Origin of the sequence: Nibribacter ruber (assembly GCF_009913235.1) — a bacterium.
Lineage (GTDB): Bacteria > Bacteroidota > Bacteroidia > Cytophagales > Hymenobacteraceae > Nibribacter > Nibribacter ruber.
Map to the genome: position 1 here is coordinate 2,839,661 of NZ_CP047897.1, position 17,011 is coordinate 2,856,671.

Sequence of the window (17,011 nt, forward strand, 5' to 3'; positions counted from 1 at the left end):
GTTCAAACTTATGAAAACAGCCAGTGCAGCCCTTTTGCTGTGCTGGCTGTTTACTTCCTGTGAGAAGCAATACATAGACATCATCCCGGTCCTGCAGATAGAGCAAGATATTTCCATAGCCGGGGCCGGAGACATCAAATTTTTCACCTTCCCTACAGAACAGGTAGGGTACGCGGCTACAGAGAAAGCTATCGTGTATAAAACGACAGACGGCGGTATAACCTGGAAAAAACTTGCCACTCCCTTCTCTGCCTCCTGCAAAGGGTTAGAGTTCTATGACCTACAGAACGGCATGTGCCTTATCAACCAGTCTGTGTACGTAACAGAGAACGGCGGCCTTACCTGGGTACTCAGAGACAGCTCTCCTTTCATGGGCATCACCAAAGAGGGGGTTGGGGTAATAGGTAAGGAGTGTGGCTACAACGTGTATTGTATCTATACCTCCACCAACAAAGGGAAAAGCTTTCAGCAGATAGGGAAGGTGACCTTAGACGGAGACTTGGCCTTTGCCAAGGTCACGGGCTCTAAAGTCTACCTGGTGCCAACCAACGTCATGGATGAAGAAATCTTTTATGGCCTTGACCTTAAAACCAAGCAGACAGAAAAGGTGGCCGTGTACAGTATTGGCTATGACAGTGCTCCAAATGACATTTTCGTGGATGAGCAGCAAGGATACATTGTAGGCAAAGGCGGATTGATCATGGAACGCCAAGCAGATTTCACGACCACAGCCAGCCTTTACCATCAAGTGAACGGCTACTTTGGTCAGGATAATCTGTCTGTAGATGCCTACAATAACCTGGCCGTAGGCGTGGGAGAGAGAACCATCTCTGTGAACATTGACTTCGGGAAGGACGGCACCTGGACGGAACTTCTATCTCCTGCCGCCAAGAGCTTTGAGCCCACCTTTTACAAGGTGAAGTTTGCTGGCGAAAACAAATTTTACATTAGTGGTAGCAACGGACTTTTATGGAAAGCCAAAATATAAGTAAGACAATCCTTCTGGCTGCTTTTATGCTAATCGCTGCAGCAGCAAGCACTTTCGCGCAAAAGCGCAGCTGGCAGGTAGACAAGTTGCGCGTAGCCACGGGTGCCACCCTCGGCTACCAGCCCCTCAAAGTAAGAGGAATTGATGAGTCTGTTGACAACCCCGGCACATATGAAATGAAGGATGCAGAAGCCAGTTTTACCAACATATTGCTACAAGCAGAAGTAGTCCTACCCTTTTATAGGACGGACGCCTGGAGCGTTGGTGCCAGGGCAGGAGCTGCTCTAGGGCTACAGATGGTTTCACAAGGAGTGAAAGGATTAGAAGACTTGAACGGAAGCGTAGTGTATGATTTCCCGCAGTTTTTATACTACCGCAACTACCAAACTTCCTTTGACTTTACGGTTCTAGCTGGCTATAAGTATACCAAAGCCTCGTTCTCCACTCATTTTGCCTTGGCAGGCTTGGAGGTGCAGTTAATGGATAGTTATTCAATCAGAGGATACGGTTCCCTTAACTCTTACCAATACTACTTGCTTTACACAGATGGCCGTGAGGAGCCAGCACTCACCATCAGGGAGTTTGGCATCAGCCTAATGAAGTCATTCTAGATCAGCGTTGCTGTAAAAACAAAAGAGGCTCTTTACGCCTCTTTTGTTTTTACAGCAACGCTGATTTTTACGCCCCAATCTTTACCGAGGTCATGGTCAAGGAACCACCCACCATCTTGTCATTGAAGAAAGACGTCCCCTCGTTTTTGCCTTGCAGACCCAAAGTGTACAAAAGTGGTAGATAATGCTCAACCGTGGGTATGGCCAGAAGCGCCTCCTTGCCCATGCTATGGTAGTTGATTAGTGGCTTATGGTCACGGTTTGAGATCAAGTCCTTGAACTTCTCATTCATGGTCTGGGTCCAGTCATAGCCACCTCCGTTGATGAGGTTCCAGTCCATCATGCGCAGGTTATGTACCATGTTGCCGCTTCCCATAATCAAGACGCCTTTCTTGCGCAACGCCTGAAGTTCTTTGGCCAGGTCATAATGGTACTGCGGGCCTTTGGTGTAGTCAATACTCAATTGCAGAACGGGCACATCGGCGTCTGGGTACATATGGCGCACAATGGTCCAGGTGCCGTGGTCCAGGCCCCAGTCATGGTCTAGTTCCACGTGGGCAGATTGGATAAGGTCTACGGTTTCTTTGGCCAACATAGCATGACCAGGCGCAGGGTACTGCACGGCAAACAACTCCTGCGGGAAGCCCCCGAAGTCATGGATGGTCTTCGGGAAGTCCATGGCCGTAATCTTGGTGCCCTTGGTAAACCAGTGCGCCGAAATCACCAGCACCGCCTTGGGCACCGGAATGTCTTGGGCCAGCTTCTTCCAGCGTTGGCTGAATTCATTGTCTTCAATGCCGTTCATGGGCGAGCCGTGCCCAACAAACAGAACCGGCATGGTATAGTCTTGCGGCGCTAGGCCATCAGTAAATTTCTTGAATGCGCTTAAACTTGTCATGGCTATTCCTCCTGTAATTGCTAGTTTAATAAAGCTTCTTCTTTCCACGGTCAATCAAATTTTGGGTGAAGAATTTAGCGTAAACCTGCCCGTAGAAGCCACTGCTTGACAACAGCCTAACTACCTCAGATTTATAATGCAAAGGTCGGGAAGACGGGAGCTGAAAAGAATAAGGTACCTTAAGAAATGGCTTGTTGGTAGAGGTCCAACCCCTCAGACTTGATGGTACTGAAGAACTCAGGTGTGATGCCCAGGTAAGAGGCAATATGGTACTGCGGAATGCGCTGGCTCAGGTCAGGGAATTTGAGGAGGAAGTCGCGGTAATTCTCGGCAGCGGTCTGGGTCATACCAGACAGCATGCGCTTCTTAAATGCGAAGTAGCCGTTTTGGAGCAGTTTTCGGTAAAACAGGTTAAAAACGGGATGCTGTTGTGTGAGCGCTTCAAAGGCATTCACGTTGATTTGCACATACTGCGTGGGCTCCAAGGCTTGGATAGAAAGGAGCGCCGGTTTATGAAAGGCCACGTCACTAATCCAGTACCGCTCCACCGCAAACTCCAGGTTCACCTCCTTGCCGCTCTGATCAATGATGAACGACCGTAAACAACCGCTCTGTACGAAATACAAGTACAAGTTCTGCTCCCCCGTGCGCAACAGAAACTCCTTCTTCTTGGCCTCTTTCTGCTCACAGATAGCCAGGAAAACCGCTTCTTCCTCTGGCGTGAGGGAGACGTGTTTCTGAAGAGCGGTGAGAAGCAGATGTTGAGGCAAGGATATGTGATTTAGAGATTTCTCTCTTTTGTGACCCTAAAAGGATTTAATGAGCGAACTAAACAAATGGCTTATTCAAAATCAGTCTTTAACAATAGTTTTAGCCTTTCTGATATCTTAAATTCTATATTTGTCCAATAAGTCAAGCTAGGTTCATGGATTGCAAAGTTCTGCTTAATCCTTTCCTCAACGCTTGGGAAGTAAAACTCAAACTCACTTAATTTACTCTGCTCAAGTAGAGATTCAAGACCGTCTAACACCATTTCTAATAGAGTTTCTCTTTCTTTTGTAGTCGTGTTTAGCTTGTCATATTCTGCAATAAAGTCACGCATCCTTTTATAGTCTGAAACTTCATACTCCCAATCCTTCATGTCCTCAGAAAAAGGCAACTGCAATTTCTCGGCGAGCCTCTGTCTAGCTTGTTGATTCGGAATAAAGTTCATCTTAATCGCATAACTTCTGAACTCAATTATTTGGCTATCGGCTAAACTTGGTAAGCTGAAGTCTGAATATAGCACCTGCTTTTACGGCTTGCTCACAAGGTCCTTTCAGGATGACAAGTTGTATGTGCGTGTACAGCAGAAGTAGTTGCAAAGAAAACCTTACTTCTGCGACTCGGCGTGCTTTTTAAAATTGTCCAGAATAGCCTGCCAGCCGTTTCTTTGCAGTTCAATGGTGTTCGCGTCTTCTACTTCAAACACCTCTGTCACTTTGGTCTGGTCGCCTAGGCTTTCAAAGTTGATGCGTACCTGCCGGTTATCGTCCAGCTTAAGCACAATGCTTTTGTACGGGACTACCTGTTCATAGGTGCCGGCGTAGTCAAAGCCCACGCTTCCGTCTCTGGCTTCCATGCGCCATACAAACCGACCGCCGGGTTGCAAGTCATTGGTAGCGGCAGGGCACTGCCATGATTCATGCGCGAAGTTCCATTGAGTGATATGTTCTGGCGCTCCCCAGAGTTCCCATACTTTTTCTAACGGTTGCTGAACAGTAGTCTCAACCGTTATGGTGGTTTTGTCTTTAGTTTCCATAGTGTTTGGTCAATAAGGTCTTTGAAAAAGCGGAAATGGATTTGGTCTCTGATGGTTATTAATGCTTACCATTCAGCACAAAACTTTTTTTTGGCGGCTAAGAACTCCTGCCACATCTCTTGCACAATCTCCCCAGCGGGCTGAATGCGGTTAACTATGGCGGCAGCCTGACCAATCTCCAGTTCGCCTTCTTCCAGGTCACCTTCGTACATGCCGCGTTTGGCACGTCTGGAGCCTAGCAGTTCTGCTAGTTCCTGGGTGCTGGCACCTCTAGACTCGGCTAATTTTACGTCTTGGTAGAACTTGTTCTTGAGGAGGCGTACTGGCGTAAGTTGCTTCAAGGACAGTTCTGTGTCTCCTTCTTGAGCGGCTACCACGCGGTCTTTAAAGCTCTGGTGCGCACTGGATTCAATACTGGCTACAAATCGGCTTCCCACTTGTGCCCCATCAGCACCTAAAGCGAATGCGCCAAAAATGCCGGCGCCGTTGGCAATTCCGCCGGCAGCAATCAACGGCAAGTTCACTGCGGCGCGCACCATTGGAATAAGACAGAAGGTAGTGGTTTCCTCGCGGCCATTATGCCCACCGGCCTCGAAGCCTTCAGCCACGATAGCATCTACGCCGGCCTCTTCACATTTCTTCGCAAATTTGACGTTGCTCACCACGTGGATGACTTTGGCACCGTTATCCTGCAGAATCTTAGTCCAAGTCTTCGGGTTACCAGCAGAGGTCACCACCACCTGTACTTTCTCTTCCATGATGATCTGGAAATGATGCTCCAGGTCTGGGTACAGCAAAGGCACGTTCACGCCAAACGGTTTATCTGTAGCGGCTTTACATTTCTGGATGTGCTCACGCAGAATGTCTGGGTACATAGAGCCCGCGCCAATCAGACCCAGTCCACCGGCATTACTCACGGCACTGGCCAGTTCCCAGCCACTGCACCAAATCATGCCTGCTTGTACAATAGGGTATTCTATGTTAAGGAGTTCTGTAATTCTGTTCATTTTAATGGATGTTAGATGCTAGATGTTAGACACTAGACTATGAAACAAAATAAGTCTAAAATCTAATGTCTAACTACTAGCGTCTTTCTAACTGCTAAAATCTATCTCAGTGCTGTCACCAATATTCAACCGCTGGCTTTGGCCTTTAAGCGCCGAGTCTGAGCCTACCAGTGATTCTTGCAAAACAGCGTAGGCTAGTTCTGAGTACCCGCCTATGATGGAGTCGCGCACGATGGTGTAGTTGAGGATGGCCCGCTCACCAATGGCCACATTGGGCCCAATGATGGAGTTACTGATTTGCGCGTCCTTTCCAATGCTCACCGGCGGAATGATGATGGTGTTCGGGAATTCTGGGTAGTCTGTGTGCTTGAACTCTGGACGGTTGAGAAGCGTGGCATTGGCGTGCAGGAGGGTTTCTTTTCTTCCGCAATCAAACCAGTTGTCCACATCAAAGGTGAGCATGGGTTCGCCGTTCTGGATCATGTGCATGAGCGCATCCGTGAGGTGGTACTCGTTCTGGGTGCGTATGTCCTGGGCAATAATGTATTCCAGCGCCTCGGCCAGGCCTCTGGGGTTGTTGATTTTGTAGAGACCTACCAAGGCTAGATTGGACTTCGGGATTTTAGGCTTTTCTACCACCTTGGTGATGTAGGCGTCCTGGCCTACTTCTGTGATGCCGAACATGGTGGGCACTTTCACTTTTTTGACGGCCAGCACGGTTTGGTCAGAGGCCAGGATGGCTTCCATGTTCACGTCCACAATGGTATCGCCTAACTGGATGAGCACTTCTTTTTCGTTCCGGAAGGTCTCACGCGCCGTCCACAGGGCGTGGCCCAGCCCCTCGCGGGGCTGTTGTACCACAAACTCCATCTGCAGGTCTGGGTATTTCTTCTGCACATAGTGCATGATCTTCTCGCCCAGGTAGCCCACCACCAACACAAATTGGGTAATGCCTGCGGCCTGTAATCGTTCAATAATATGGCCTAGTATGGCCTTGCCTGCAATGGGTACTAAAGACTTGGGTTGGGTATGCGTATGTGGCCTGAGACGCGCGCCCATGCCTGCCACTGGTATAATTGCCTTCATAGAAACCTCTCCTTGAACAGCTAAAATAACGAATTTGTGATAGGGATGATGCTTTTCTGAAAGAGCAGAGAGAGAACCGGCGCAAAACAAGGGCCAAGTCTCCCTGAGCGGCTCTTCCTCTTGCCTCCGTTTTTTGCCTCCTTTCCGGAAAATAGCCCAAAAACGTATATTTTTATGGGATTGTGCGTATGAGAAGTACCCGAACCGAAAACGTGCGGTAAATACGGTAAAAGAACTATATTACACGCTGGATAAAACTACCCTACAACTATGAAAAAATTATTGCTTTACTTCTTCGGACTGGTGGTCTTGGTGTCGCAGTCTTCTTGCGGATACAATGAGATGGTCACCCTAGACGAGCAGGTATCTGGCCAGTGGGGACAGGTACAAAACGCCTACCAACGCCGCGCCGATCTTATTCCTAACCTGGTGAACACTGTGAAAGGTGCCGCCAACTTTGAGAAATCAACGCTAGAGGCCGTGATTAACGCCCGCGCCAAAGCCACCAGCATCAACTTGAACGCAGATGACCTCACGCCAGAGAACATAGCCAAATACCAGGAGGCCCAAAGCCAGTTGAGCGGTTCTTTGTCTAGGTTGATGGCCACCGTAGAAGCCTATCCAGACCTGAAAGCCAACCAGAACTTCCTGGAGCTACAAGCTCAGTTGGAAGGCACGGAGAACCGCATCTCTGTGGAGCGCAACAAGTTCAACCAGACGGTGCAGCAGTACAACACCTACATCAGGTCGTTCCCGCGCAACATCTACGCCGGCTGGTTTGACTTTGAGAAGAAAGGCTACTTTGAGGCCGAAGCCGGTGCTCAGAAAGCCCCAACCGTACAGTTCTAAAATAGACGCAAGATGTAAGACGCAAGACGTAAGACTGCTTCAAGTCTCCTTGTCTGTGCTTGCCTAAACCACCTTATCGTTTTTGGCCTGTTTTACCCAAAACAGGCCAAAAACGCATATTCTATAATTGACTCGAGACTCACGACTCAGAACTCAAGACTCATAAAAATGCCGCGCGATATCATTACCCCAGCAGACGAGGCCGCCCTTGTAGCGGCCATTGAGGAAGCCGAGCGCAACACCTCTGGCGAAATACGCGTGCATTTTGAAAATACATGCGAGATTAACGTGCTGGACCGGGCCGCTCAGGTGTTTGCCGAACTGCATATGCACGAGACCAAGCTGCGCAATGGCGTGCTGTTCTATGTGGCTCTCCGAAGCCACAAATTTGCCGTGCTGGGCGATGGCGGCATCAACGCGGTGGTACCCGCCAATTTCTGGGAAGACATCACCCAGCAGGTCATCCAAGACTTTAAGCAAGAAAAATACGCCGAGGGCCTGGCCAAAGGCATAAGACTGGCCGGCGAGCAGCTCAAAAGCTATTTCCCGTACGCTGGCGCGCACAAAGACGTGAACGAGTTGTCAGACAGCATCTCGTTCGGAACCCCTAAAGAAGACCCTTCCGCATGAAAAAACACATCTGGCTTCTAGGGCTGCTTTTTTTATACTCGTTTGCCATCTTTGCCCAGGTGCAGGACAAAGATTTTCCGCCCAGGCCCACACCACCCAGACTGGTCAATGACTTGGCAGATATTCTGAGTCCGCAGGAAGAGGCGGCACTGGAGCAGAAGCTGGTTGCCTACAGTGACAGTACCTCTACCCAGATTGCCATTGTCAACATCACCTCCATTGGCCCTTATGACATCTCTGACTATGCCTTCAGGCTAGGCGAACAGTGGGGCATTGGCGGGAAAGAGGATGACAACGGTATTCTCATTTTAACCGCCGTCAACGAGCGCAAGGTGTACATTGCCACTGGTTACGGTATGGAAGGCGTTTTGCCAGACGCCATCGCCAAACGCATTACAGAAGGTACATTAAAGCCCAATTACCAACAGCAGCAGTTTTACCAGGGCTTAGACCAGGCCACCACGCAAATCATTACCCGCGCGGCCGGTGAGTATAAGGCAGATCCCAAACAACGACAGGGAGAAGGCGAAGGTGGCGGCTCCAGCATCTGGGTGATCCTGTTCATCCTATTGATTATCTTCTTGATCAGTCGCAGAGGCGGCGGTGGCAAAGGCGGCCGGCGCGGAATGCGTGGCATGGGCGGACCTTTCATTCCGCCTATCATCTTCGGAGACTTCTCCGGCGGACGCGGCGTCTTCGGTGGCGGCGGCGGTGGCTTTGGAGGAGGAGGCGGTGGTTTCGGCGGCTTCGGGGGCGGTAGCTTCGGAGGTGGCGGCGCCGGTTCTGATTGGTAGCAGGAAGCTTTCGCTTTGTAGAAATTATGAAGAAGCGTTTTTGGCTTGTTTTCTCGGAAACTGGCCAAAAACGCTTTTCTGTTTCCCATCGTGACTAGCGCAACTCAACGCAGATTCTCCCCTTGAGGATTACCCAAACGAGAGTTTGAGGTAGCGAGCGTAGCTCAGTAGAGGGGTGTTTACACCAACTGGTCAATACCGCGCGCCGTTGTTGGTGTTCTCACCAACGACCTAACATGGCCTCTACCTCCCAGCTCTGCCATTCTCAACCATCTTCTTCCTTACTTTCTACCCGGGTTTGTCACTTTTCTCCTTGATGAGAAAAGTAACCAAAAGAATCAAGAGCCCCCGAACTCGCTGACCGCTCAGACAGGGCGGGGCTCATTAAGGTGCACCGTGAGAAGTGATTTGCTCCATAGCCAGCTTACGCCACTGCCAATGGATAAGCCATTACTTTCTCCCTCGTGAAAAGAGACTTAAATTGACCAGTCTCTTTTCCCTCGGTCAAGGGCGGGCGGACTGCGGTGGGAGACGTTGCAATGCCTGCATCGCCTTGAAGGCGGGAGACAAGGCGGTGCCGTTGCCTCTACGATTCTATCCTAACGCATCTGCCGCTACTCAAAAGACCTCGTAGCGTCCGGCAGGACCTGCGAGTGTCTGCGACAATATCCCTTTTTGGCATATTCTCCAGAAAACAGGAAAAAAACAAAAAGCCGGCCCTAAAGGACCGGCTTTCCATTTGTTCATATGCACCAAAATAGCACATCAACATATATAAAACTATGCGTTGCGATTGATGCAATTTAGGTCTTCAAAGGCTTCTTTCAAGCGGGTGATGAAGGCCTCTTCGCCTTTGCGCAACCAAACGCGTGGGTCGTAGTGCTTTTTGTTCGGGCTGTCTTCGCCGTCTGGGTTGCCAATTTGGCCTTGCAGATAGTCGCGCTTGCTCTCGTAGTAGTTCTTCACGCCGTCCCAGAATGCCCATTGCATGTCTGTGTCAATGTTCATTTTGATGGCACCGTACTCAATGGCTTCTCTGATTTTCTCTTTCTCTGAGCCAGAACCGCCATGGAACACGAAGTCAACCGGGTTAGGGCCTGTGCCTAGTTTCTCCTGGATGTACTCTTGCGAGTTCTTCAAGATTTCTGGACGAAGCTCTACGTTACCAGGCTTATACACACCGTGTACGTTACCAAAGGCGGCGGCCACTGTGAAGCGGTTGCTCACTTTGTTCAGCTCAGTATAGGCGTGGGCTACGTGCTCAGGCTGGGTATACAAGTGGGCGCTGTCCACATCAGAGTTGTCTACGCCGTCTTCCTCACCGCCGGTCACGCCTAGCTCAATTTCAATGGTCATGCCCAGCTTGTTCATGCGCTCCAAATACGTCACGCAAGTGCTCACGTTCTCTTCCAATTCTTCTTCAGAAAGGTCTAGCATGTGCGAGCTGAACAATGGCTTGCCATTTTGCTTAAAGTATTTCTCACCAGCATCCAGCAAGCCGTCAATCCAAGGAAGGAGTTTGCGGGCGGCGTGGTCTGTGTGCAATACAACCGGCACACCGTAAGCCTCGGCCATTAGGTGCACGTGCTGAGCGCCCGAGATGGCACCGGCAATGGCGGCGGCCTGTCCGTCGTTGTTCAAGCCTTTTCCGGCGAAGAACTGGGCACCGCCCTGTGAGAACTGGATGATAACGGGGGAATTCACTGCCTTGGCGGTTTCCAGCACAGCGTTGATGGAGTTGGTGCCAATCACGTTCACGGCTGGCAATGCAAAGTTATTGTCGTTTGCGTACTTGAATAGTTCCTGCACTTCGTCGCCGTGCAGAACACCAGATCTAAATTTAGGCATGGGTTGGCTTTTTGGTCTTTGGACAAAACTAACTAATTATTGCTTAGCTTCTAAGGTTTCCTGTCTTTGGATTTGCGCCTTAAGAAGCAATTGTATTCAAAATAAAGCAGGAAGCCCAACAATTAGAGAACATCAGCGCACTGCCTACGCTTTTTCATGGGAAAAGGCTCAGTTTTTAGCCTCTTTTCTGGAAAACAAGCCGAAAACGGTTTCGGGCGCTATACCACTATCAAGGTAAAAAACTCGCTTTTTCTCAGGCGGGCTACAAAATAAGTAGTACTTTCAAAGTTAAGATTGTTTGCGCCTGCCATGAAAGTCTATACCACACAGCCTTTTCAGATTATCTACTCCTTGTTAGAGCATGAATATCTGGGCTATCTGTTTGAGTCTTTTGTGATTCAGGTCAACTCTAAGAAACAGCTCACGCTCCAACACCAGAACATCTCGGCCAAGAACGCAGACGAGTTTGCTTCAAGGCTGGACGAGACCGATTTCCAGCTCATCAAGCTCATAGACCAGATTCAGCAAGAGGCGGTGTTCAAGAAGTTTGCCGTCAAGAAAGGCACGCTGGCCGACTTCTTTCTGAAGACCTATGACCCCGTAAAAGGCGACAAGCTGTTACAGGAAAACATCTTGCATTACGTGCAGACCCGCATGGCCAAGATTTTGACCTTGTTGCAGAACAAGATGACGTTCATCATGGGCAAGGACGGCGAGCCTACCTGGAAGCGCATTCAATCGGCCACTGAAAAGGCCACGGTGCTGTTCCACTTTGTGCGCAACGCAGACAATACCCACTACTTTCCTACCATCAAGTACCAAGGCGAGCGGATAGATTTCCAGTATAAGGACGCGGTGCTGGTATGCCATGAGCCGGCCTGGCTCTTGCTCAATGACACGCTCTACAACTTTGAGAAAGAGGTGGACGGCAAGAAGCTTCAGCCGTTTTTGAACAAGCGCTTTATTGTAGTGCCCCGTAACGTGGAAGACAGCTACTACCGCAAGTTCGTGGCCCCTTTGGTAGAGCAGTTTGACGTGTATGCCCGAGGCTTCTTGATAAAGTCTGAGCGCTATACCCCGCAACCGCAGATTGTCTTCTCAGAACTGGCGGTGGCAGAGACCTCAGTGGCCTTGTTCACGGCGGGCGGTGAGATGCTGGAAGAAGAGGAGATAGTACAGCCGTCTGGCGCCGAGAAGATGGTGTTTCAGCTCAACTTCCAGTACGGCACGTATCACCTGCCCATGCAGGATGCCAAAAAGATGAGCGTGAGCGTGGAGAAAACGCCTGATTCTTACATCTTCCATAGAGTGCACCGGGATTTGGAGCAGGAGCGCCATTTTGTGCGCGAGTTGGCCAGTCGGGGCTTAGAAATTAGAAACGGGAAAGCGGTGTTGGACAAGGCCTCTGCGTTTAGCTGGCTGAACCAATATGCGGGTGCGCTCGAGGAACTGGGCTTCTCTTTAAAGCAGAACCAATCAGACAAGAACTACTTCATCGGGGAGACCTCGGTGAACGTGGGCATCAATGAGAACAACGACTGGTTTGACATTTACGGGACGGTGCGCTTCGGGCCGTATGAGATTCCGTTTATCAAGCTCAGGAATCATATTTTGACCAAACGGCGCGAGTACAAACTGCCCAATGGTCAGATTGCCATCATCCCCGAGGAATGGTTTACGCAGTACCTGGAGCTCTTCGCGTTTGCCGAAGGTGAGGACGATGAACTGAAACTGCGCAAGCATCACTTGGCACTGGTAAGTGACCTGCAGAACGGCAACCTGGCCACCGTCACCATGACCCGCAAGCTGGAGAAGCTACGCGAGTTTGAGATGGTGGAAGACAAGCCTCTGCCCGAAGGCTTTAAAGGCGAATTGCGTCCGTACCAAAAGGCTGGTTATAACTGGTTGCATTTTGTGCAAGACTACCATTTTGGCGGTTGTCTGGCAGATGACATGGGTTTGGGAAAAACCGTGCAGACACTGGCCATGCTCCAGCACCGCAAGGAGAACGGCGCGCAGAGTGCTTCCTTGCTGGTTATGCCTACTTCTTTGATTTACAATTGGTTAGCCGAGGCCCAGAAATTCACTCCGCACCTGCGCATTCTGGTGTACACGGGCACGTACCGCACTAAAAACGTGTCACAGTTCAAGCACTATGACGTGGTCTTGACATCTTATGGTATTGTGCGCTTGGATTCAGAGCTTCTACAGAAATACTACTTTGACTACATCATTCTGGATGAGAGCCAAGCCATCAAAAACCCGAACTCCAATACCTCAGAAGCCATCCGGGAGCTCAAGTCGAAGCACAGGTTAATCCTGACGGGTACGCCCGTAGAGAACAGCATCATGGACCTCTGGAGCCAGATGTCGTTTATCAATCCGGGTTTGCTGGGCACGCAGGCGTTTTTTAAGAAGGAGTTCCTGAAGCCCATTGAGAAGCTCAAAGACGAGCACAAGACCAAGCGCCTGCACGCCCTTATAAAGCCGTTCATTTTGCGCCGGCATAAAAGCCAGGTAGCCCGTGAACTGCCCGAAAAGATTGAGCAAATCACCTACTGCAAAATGACCGAGGAGCAGGAGCACGCCTATGAGGAGACCAAGTCTTTCTACCGCAACAAAATCCTGAAGACCATTGAGGAGCAGGGCGCGGCTAAAAGCCAGTTCATGCTCTTGCAGGGTTTGATGAAGTTACGCCAAATTGCCAATCACCCCCGCATGGCCGACCCGTCTTATGAGGCGGAATCTGGCAAGCTGGGCGAGGTGATGCGCCTGACCAAGACCGTGGTGAGCAAAGGGCACAAGGTCTTAATCTTCAGTCAGTTTGTGAAGCACCTGGACATTGTGCGCGCTTCTTTGGACGAGCGCAAGATTAAGTACGCTTACCTGGACGGCTCCACCAAAGACCGCCAGGCCCAGGTGAATACCTTCCAGAACGACCCCAACCTACCCGTCTTCTTAATCTCCTTGAAAGCGGGTGGCGTGGGCCTCAACCTCACCGCCGCCGACTATGTCTTCATTCTGGACCCCTGGTGGAACCCCGCCGTAGAAGCCCAAGCCGTAGACCGTGCCCACCGCATTGGTCAGCAGAACACCGTCTTCACCTACAAGTTCATCACCAAGAACAGCGTAGAAGAGAAGATTCTGGCCCTGCAAGACAAGAAACTCCAACTGGTCTCAGACTTGATTTCTACGGACGAGGCCGTCATTAAAAACCTCACCAAAGAGGATATTGAGAGCTTGCTGAGCTAAGGCGTTTTTGGGTTAATTTTTGGGGAAAGAGGCTGGAAACGCCTTAGCCACTTATCAGAGTTGAAAAGATGATGGTGCGTTTATCCATATGTTGTGGCAAATTAAAAGATGAAAAATTCACCTTATACACTCTTGCTTTTTCTATTTCTAGGGTGTGGTCTTCCCGCTAAAGAACCGACAGAAAAAGTATGGTTAGAGAGCATAGATGAGTACTGGAGGCTATCTGAGGCAGAAGAGTACAGCAAAGCCTTAACAATAGCAAAAGAACAGGTGGGGTACGCTGAAAAGGAATTCCCAGAAAGTGCCTTTTTGGCTGAGTCACATGAAAGGCTAGGGAATACATATAAGAGTATCCACGATTACCAAAAGGCAGCTCATTATTTAAGGAAGTCCATTTTCTTGGGAAAGAGTAAGGGATTTGCTACGTTAAGTGCTTACCAGAGGCTATCTCTTGTCTATGTGGAAGCTGGAAAGATTGACTCAGCCCTGACTACATTGCATAAGGCATTCTCGGAAAATAGAGAAGCCACTGGTATTGATAGCATATACTGGTATGAGGCAAAAGTAAACTTGGCTGAGATACTTATCATGAAACGGGAGTACCAACAAGCAGAAAAGCTATTAGAGGCAGTCCATGTCTACAGCACTTCCAAAGGTGACTCATCTCTAATGATGACGGCAGCAACTGTAAAAGTGAGGCTTGATATTTACAATGCCCATTACGATTCGGCCTTGAAAGCTTGCGAGATTCTAAAAGGGTATTATAAAAGAAACAATGAGATGGAGAGGTATGGTTCGACGGTTAACAATATAGGAGCCATCTATTTTGCCAAAAAGAACTATGGAAAAGCGATTGAGTATTTCCAAAAGGCGGCCGACCAAAAACTAACACGTTTCAAAGATTCTGCATACGTAGCGACTGAACTGATAAATATTTCAGTGGCCTATGAGAAGAATCATGATACGTTAAAGTCTCAATACTACTATAGATTGCATAAAAGAGTATCAAAATAACTTGCAACAATATGGTATAAACATCAGCCATCGGAAGACAGCCTCGCCGTTTAAACTAACCTTTGTTAAAAACTGAAGAAAAACCTTATATGCTAATTCGACGCTAAACAGAATAAGTGTTTATATATTGCTTTATGAATGTAGTGGAACAAAATATCGCGAACATCTCAGCACTTTGCCAAATACATAAGGTGGACAGGTTATTTGTGTTTGGCTCCATTCTATCAGATAAATTCCGCGCCGAAAGTGACATAGACTTCTTAGTTAAGTTTGGGGACGTTGACCCTTACTATTATTTCGACAACTACATGGAATTGAAGGAGGCGTTGGAAAAGCTGTTGCAACGGCCTATTGACTTAGTCGAAGAACAGACCGTTAAGAATCCTATTCTGCAAAAGTCAATTGATAGCACCAAAAAACTAATCTATGGACGAGAGAATAGAAAAGTGGCTGCTTGACATACTACAGGCTATAGAAGAGACCGAACAATATTTCACTATCTATCCTAAAACCTTTCATTCCTTTCAATCCAACATCCTCCTTAAGCGGGCAACAGAAAGAAATCTGGAAATCATTGGTGAAGCCATGAACCGAATCCTGTTAAGAGAGCCTAATTTTCCGATTGAAAACGCGAGAAGAATAGTAGGTCTGCGAAATCACATAATTCATGCGTACGATAATATCTCAGATGAGAACATTTGGGCTATTGTTATCAATCATTTACCAAAGCTAAAAGCAGAGATAGACAAATTGCTGAACAGGCTCTAGCACCAAAAGCATTACACTTTCTATCCAACCACTAAAAGGAGCATCAATCCCAATTCCCGTGATTGAAACAGAAACCCTGAATAGCGAATTAGCAAATGCTATAAAAGAAGTATATGAGGCGTGTTCCCTTCAAATCACAGACCTTGTAGTGGAGCCAGAAAGCCAGGAATATAAAGCTTGTCGGTTTAGGGTGAATGGAGCGGTGGTGCTGGGCAGAGAGGCGAAGGTAACGCCCAAGAAGGTGGGGCAGTTTGTGACCTTTTGGAAAAGGAATGAGAAAGGCATCATTGCGCCCTTCTTCGAGACTGACCCGTTTGACTACTACACGGTGAATGTCAGGACGGAGAATCGCTTCGGGCAGTTTGTGTTTCCCAAAGCAGCTCTTATCAAAAAAGGCATCGTCTCTACAGAGCAAAAAGAAGGGAAGAGGGCGTTTAGGGTGTATCCGCCGTGGGATGTGGTACACAGCAAACAAGCAGAGCAATCACAGAAATGGCAGTTGGCGTTTTTTCTAGATTTGCACTCTGCGCCAGATGTAACCCGCGCGAAGGAGTTGTACACCAACCATCTGTAATTATTCCGTTTTTAGCTTATTTCCAGAAAAACAGGCCAAAAACGGAGGGCCCATCCACTAAAAATGGATGCGCTTTTTTATGCCAGGCAAAGGTTAATGTTTTGTTAAAGGTGAGGCGGGCGCTAGCTGTCCTGTCATTTTTCTGGTAACTAGAAAGTATTGGATCACTTACCTACTACCCAGCCAAAGACCAGCTATGAAAAATTGTATCCTCACCGTCCTTTTTCTCTTCACCCTCATCGTTGCCCAAGCCAAGGAAATCACCGCGCACGTCATCTTTGAGAACCGAACCGGGAAACAACTGACGGCGGGAAAGTTTTACATCCCAGAATTAGAAAAAACACTAGACATCACCTCAGCAGAGGGCTTTACGGTGACCTTGCCAGAGAAAGGGAAGTACAGCTTCGGGTTTAGGACAGATGAGTTTGAGGCCTACACTATGTACCCAGCCAGAATCACTGAAAACAAAAACATCATCACGGTAAGGCTAGAGGAGAAGCCGGCAAAGCAGGATACCATCACTATCAGCTTTGAGACGGAAATCACCCAGTTGGAAGACGCGCAATTGGAAAGCATGATCACCAAAGGGAAAGTAGAGTTTATCTTCCATAGCATTCAGCAACTCAACCTAGACTTTGGCACGTTCCAAGAGAAATACGGCATTGGGTATATCTCTAAGAACTGCATTATGGACCCGCTCACCCTCAAGGCCAGCACTGCGCATAACAAAAGGCTAGAAGCATTTCTAAACCAGAAGTACGGCGAAGGCTGGAAGAAAGACCTGCCGCTGCATCCCTTCGGGATAGAGTAGCGTTTTTGGCCTGATTTCCAGAAAACAGCCTAAAAACGCAGAAGCCCCGCCTATCAGAAATAGACGGAGCTTTTTGCGGG

General features: G+C 48.8%; 18 protein-coding genes. 11 read left to right on the forward strand and 7 right to left on the reverse strand.

Annotated elements, in window-relative coordinates:
- Positions 1 to 10: 10 nt before the first annotated feature.
- On the forward strand, positions 11 to 988 hold the full coding sequence (locus GU926_RS11940; protein WP_160692147.1) for a WD40/YVTN/BNR-like repeat-containing protein: 978 nt from the start codon (positions 11 to 13) through the stop codon (positions 986 to 988).
- Positions 989 to 1,014: 26 nt separating this feature from the next.
- Complete coding sequence (locus GU926_RS11945; RefSeq protein WP_160692149.1) at positions 1,015 to 1,599, forward strand: hypothetical protein; 585 nt, start codon at positions 1,015 to 1,017, stop codon at positions 1,597 to 1,599.
- 67 nt (positions 1,600 to 1,666) lie between these two features.
- Here GU926_RS11945 and ygiD read toward each other — a convergent pair whose 3' ends face one another.
- The 6 genes from ygiD to GU926_RS11975 form a co-directional block, all read right to left on the reverse strand.
- Positions 1,667 to 2,497 (reverse strand): 4,5-DOPA-extradiol-dioxygenase, encoded by an 831-nt coding sequence (ygiD, locus tag GU926_RS11950; protein ID WP_160692151.1) that lies wholly within the window; start codon positions 2,495 to 2,497, stop codon positions 1,667 to 1,669.
- Between the two features lie 179 nt (positions 2,498 to 2,676).
- On the reverse strand, positions 2,677 to 3,267 hold the full coding sequence (locus tag GU926_RS11955) for a Crp/Fnr family transcriptional regulator (protein WP_160692153.1): 591 nt from the start codon (positions 3,265 to 3,267) through the stop codon (positions 2,677 to 2,679).
- 71 nt (positions 3,268 to 3,338) lie between these two features.
- Positions 3,339 to 3,785 (reverse strand): hypothetical protein, encoded by a 447-nt coding sequence (locus GU926_RS11960; RefSeq protein WP_160692155.1) that lies wholly within the window; start codon positions 3,783 to 3,785, stop codon positions 3,339 to 3,341.
- Between the two features lie 84 nt (positions 3,786 to 3,869).
- Complete coding sequence (locus GU926_RS11965; RefSeq protein WP_160692157.1) at positions 3,870 to 4,298, reverse strand: SRPBCC family protein; 429 nt, start codon at positions 4,296 to 4,298, stop codon at positions 3,870 to 3,872.
- 65 nt (positions 4,299 to 4,363) lie between these two features.
- Positions 4,364 to 5,305, reverse strand: a complete 942-nt coding sequence (locus GU926_RS11970) for an NAD(P)H-dependent flavin oxidoreductase (protein WP_160692159.1) — start codon at positions 5,303 to 5,305, stop codon at positions 4,364 to 4,366.
- 87 nt (positions 5,306 to 5,392) lie between these two features.
- Positions 5,393 to 6,391 (reverse strand): sugar phosphate nucleotidyltransferase, encoded by a 999-nt coding sequence (locus GU926_RS11975; protein WP_160692161.1) that lies wholly within the window; start codon positions 6,389 to 6,391, stop codon positions 5,393 to 5,395.
- A gap of 270 nt (positions 6,392 to 6,661) precedes the next feature.
- Here GU926_RS11975 and GU926_RS11980 point away from each other — a divergent pair, with 270 nt between their 5' ends.
- From GU926_RS11980 to GU926_RS11990, 3 genes are all read left to right on the forward strand, one after another.
- On the forward strand, positions 6,662 to 7,240 hold the full coding sequence (locus tag GU926_RS11980; RefSeq protein ID WP_160692163.1) for a LemA family protein: 579 nt from the start codon (positions 6,662 to 6,664) through the stop codon (positions 7,238 to 7,240).
- 168 nt (positions 7,241 to 7,408) lie between these two features.
- Positions 7,409 to 7,870: a TPM domain-containing protein gene (locus GU926_RS11985; RefSeq protein ID WP_160692165.1), complete on the forward strand. Its 462-nt coding sequence runs from the start codon at positions 7,409 to 7,411 to the stop codon at positions 7,868 to 7,870.
- Complete coding sequence (locus tag GU926_RS11990; RefSeq protein ID WP_160692167.1) at positions 7,867 to 8,664, forward strand: TPM domain-containing protein; 798 nt, start codon at positions 7,867 to 7,869, stop codon at positions 8,662 to 8,664. The genes GU926_RS11985 and GU926_RS11990 overlap by 4 nt, the downstream gene beginning before the upstream one ends.
- Positions 8,665 to 9,444: 780 nt before the next feature.
- Here the strand turns inward: GU926_RS11990 and fbaA are convergent.
- Complete coding sequence (gene fbaA / locus GU926_RS11995; protein ID WP_160692169.1) at positions 9,445 to 10,512, reverse strand: class II fructose-bisphosphate aldolase; 1,068 nt, start codon at positions 10,510 to 10,512, stop codon at positions 9,445 to 9,447.
- A 309-nt stretch (positions 10,513 to 10,821) separates the two neighbouring features.
- Here fbaA and GU926_RS12000 point away from each other — a divergent pair, with 309 nt between their 5' ends.
- The 6 genes from GU926_RS12000 to GU926_RS12025 all read left to right on the forward strand — a co-directional run bounded on the left by GU926_RS12000 (position 10,822) and on the right by GU926_RS12025 (position 16,931).
- Positions 10,822 to 13,764 carry a DEAD/DEAH box helicase gene (locus GU926_RS12000; RefSeq protein WP_160692171.1) on the forward strand — a complete coding sequence of 981 codons (2,943 nt, stop codon included), beginning with the start codon at positions 10,822 to 10,824 and terminating at the stop codon, positions 13,762 to 13,764.
- Between the two features lie 108 nt (positions 13,765 to 13,872).
- A complete protein-coding gene (locus tag GU926_RS12005) occupies positions 13,873 to 14,778 on the forward strand; it encodes a tetratricopeptide repeat protein (RefSeq protein ID WP_160692173.1) in 906 nt (301 codons plus the stop codon).
- A 134-nt stretch (positions 14,779 to 14,912) separates the two neighbouring features.
- Positions 14,913 to 15,236 (forward strand): nucleotidyltransferase family protein, encoded by a 324-nt coding sequence (locus GU926_RS12010; protein WP_160692175.1) that lies wholly within the window; start codon positions 14,913 to 14,915, stop codon positions 15,234 to 15,236.
- Positions 15,205 to 15,546, forward strand: coding sequence for a HepT-like ribonuclease domain-containing protein (locus tag GU926_RS12015; RefSeq protein ID WP_160692177.1), 342 nt, complete (start codon positions 15,205 to 15,207; stop codon positions 15,544 to 15,546). The genes GU926_RS12010 and GU926_RS12015 overlap by 32 nt, the downstream gene beginning before the upstream one ends.
- A gap of 58 nt (positions 15,547 to 15,604) precedes the next feature.
- Positions 15,605 to 16,120, forward strand: coding sequence for a MepB family protein (locus GU926_RS12020; protein WP_232058310.1), 516 nt, complete (start codon positions 15,605 to 15,607; stop codon positions 16,118 to 16,120).
- A 196-nt stretch (positions 16,121 to 16,316) separates the two neighbouring features.
- Positions 16,317 to 16,931, forward strand: a complete 615-nt coding sequence (locus tag GU926_RS12025; RefSeq protein ID WP_160692179.1) for an FEKKY domain-containing protein — start codon at positions 16,317 to 16,319, stop codon at positions 16,929 to 16,931.
- Positions 16,932 to 17,011 lie beyond the last annotated feature (80 nt).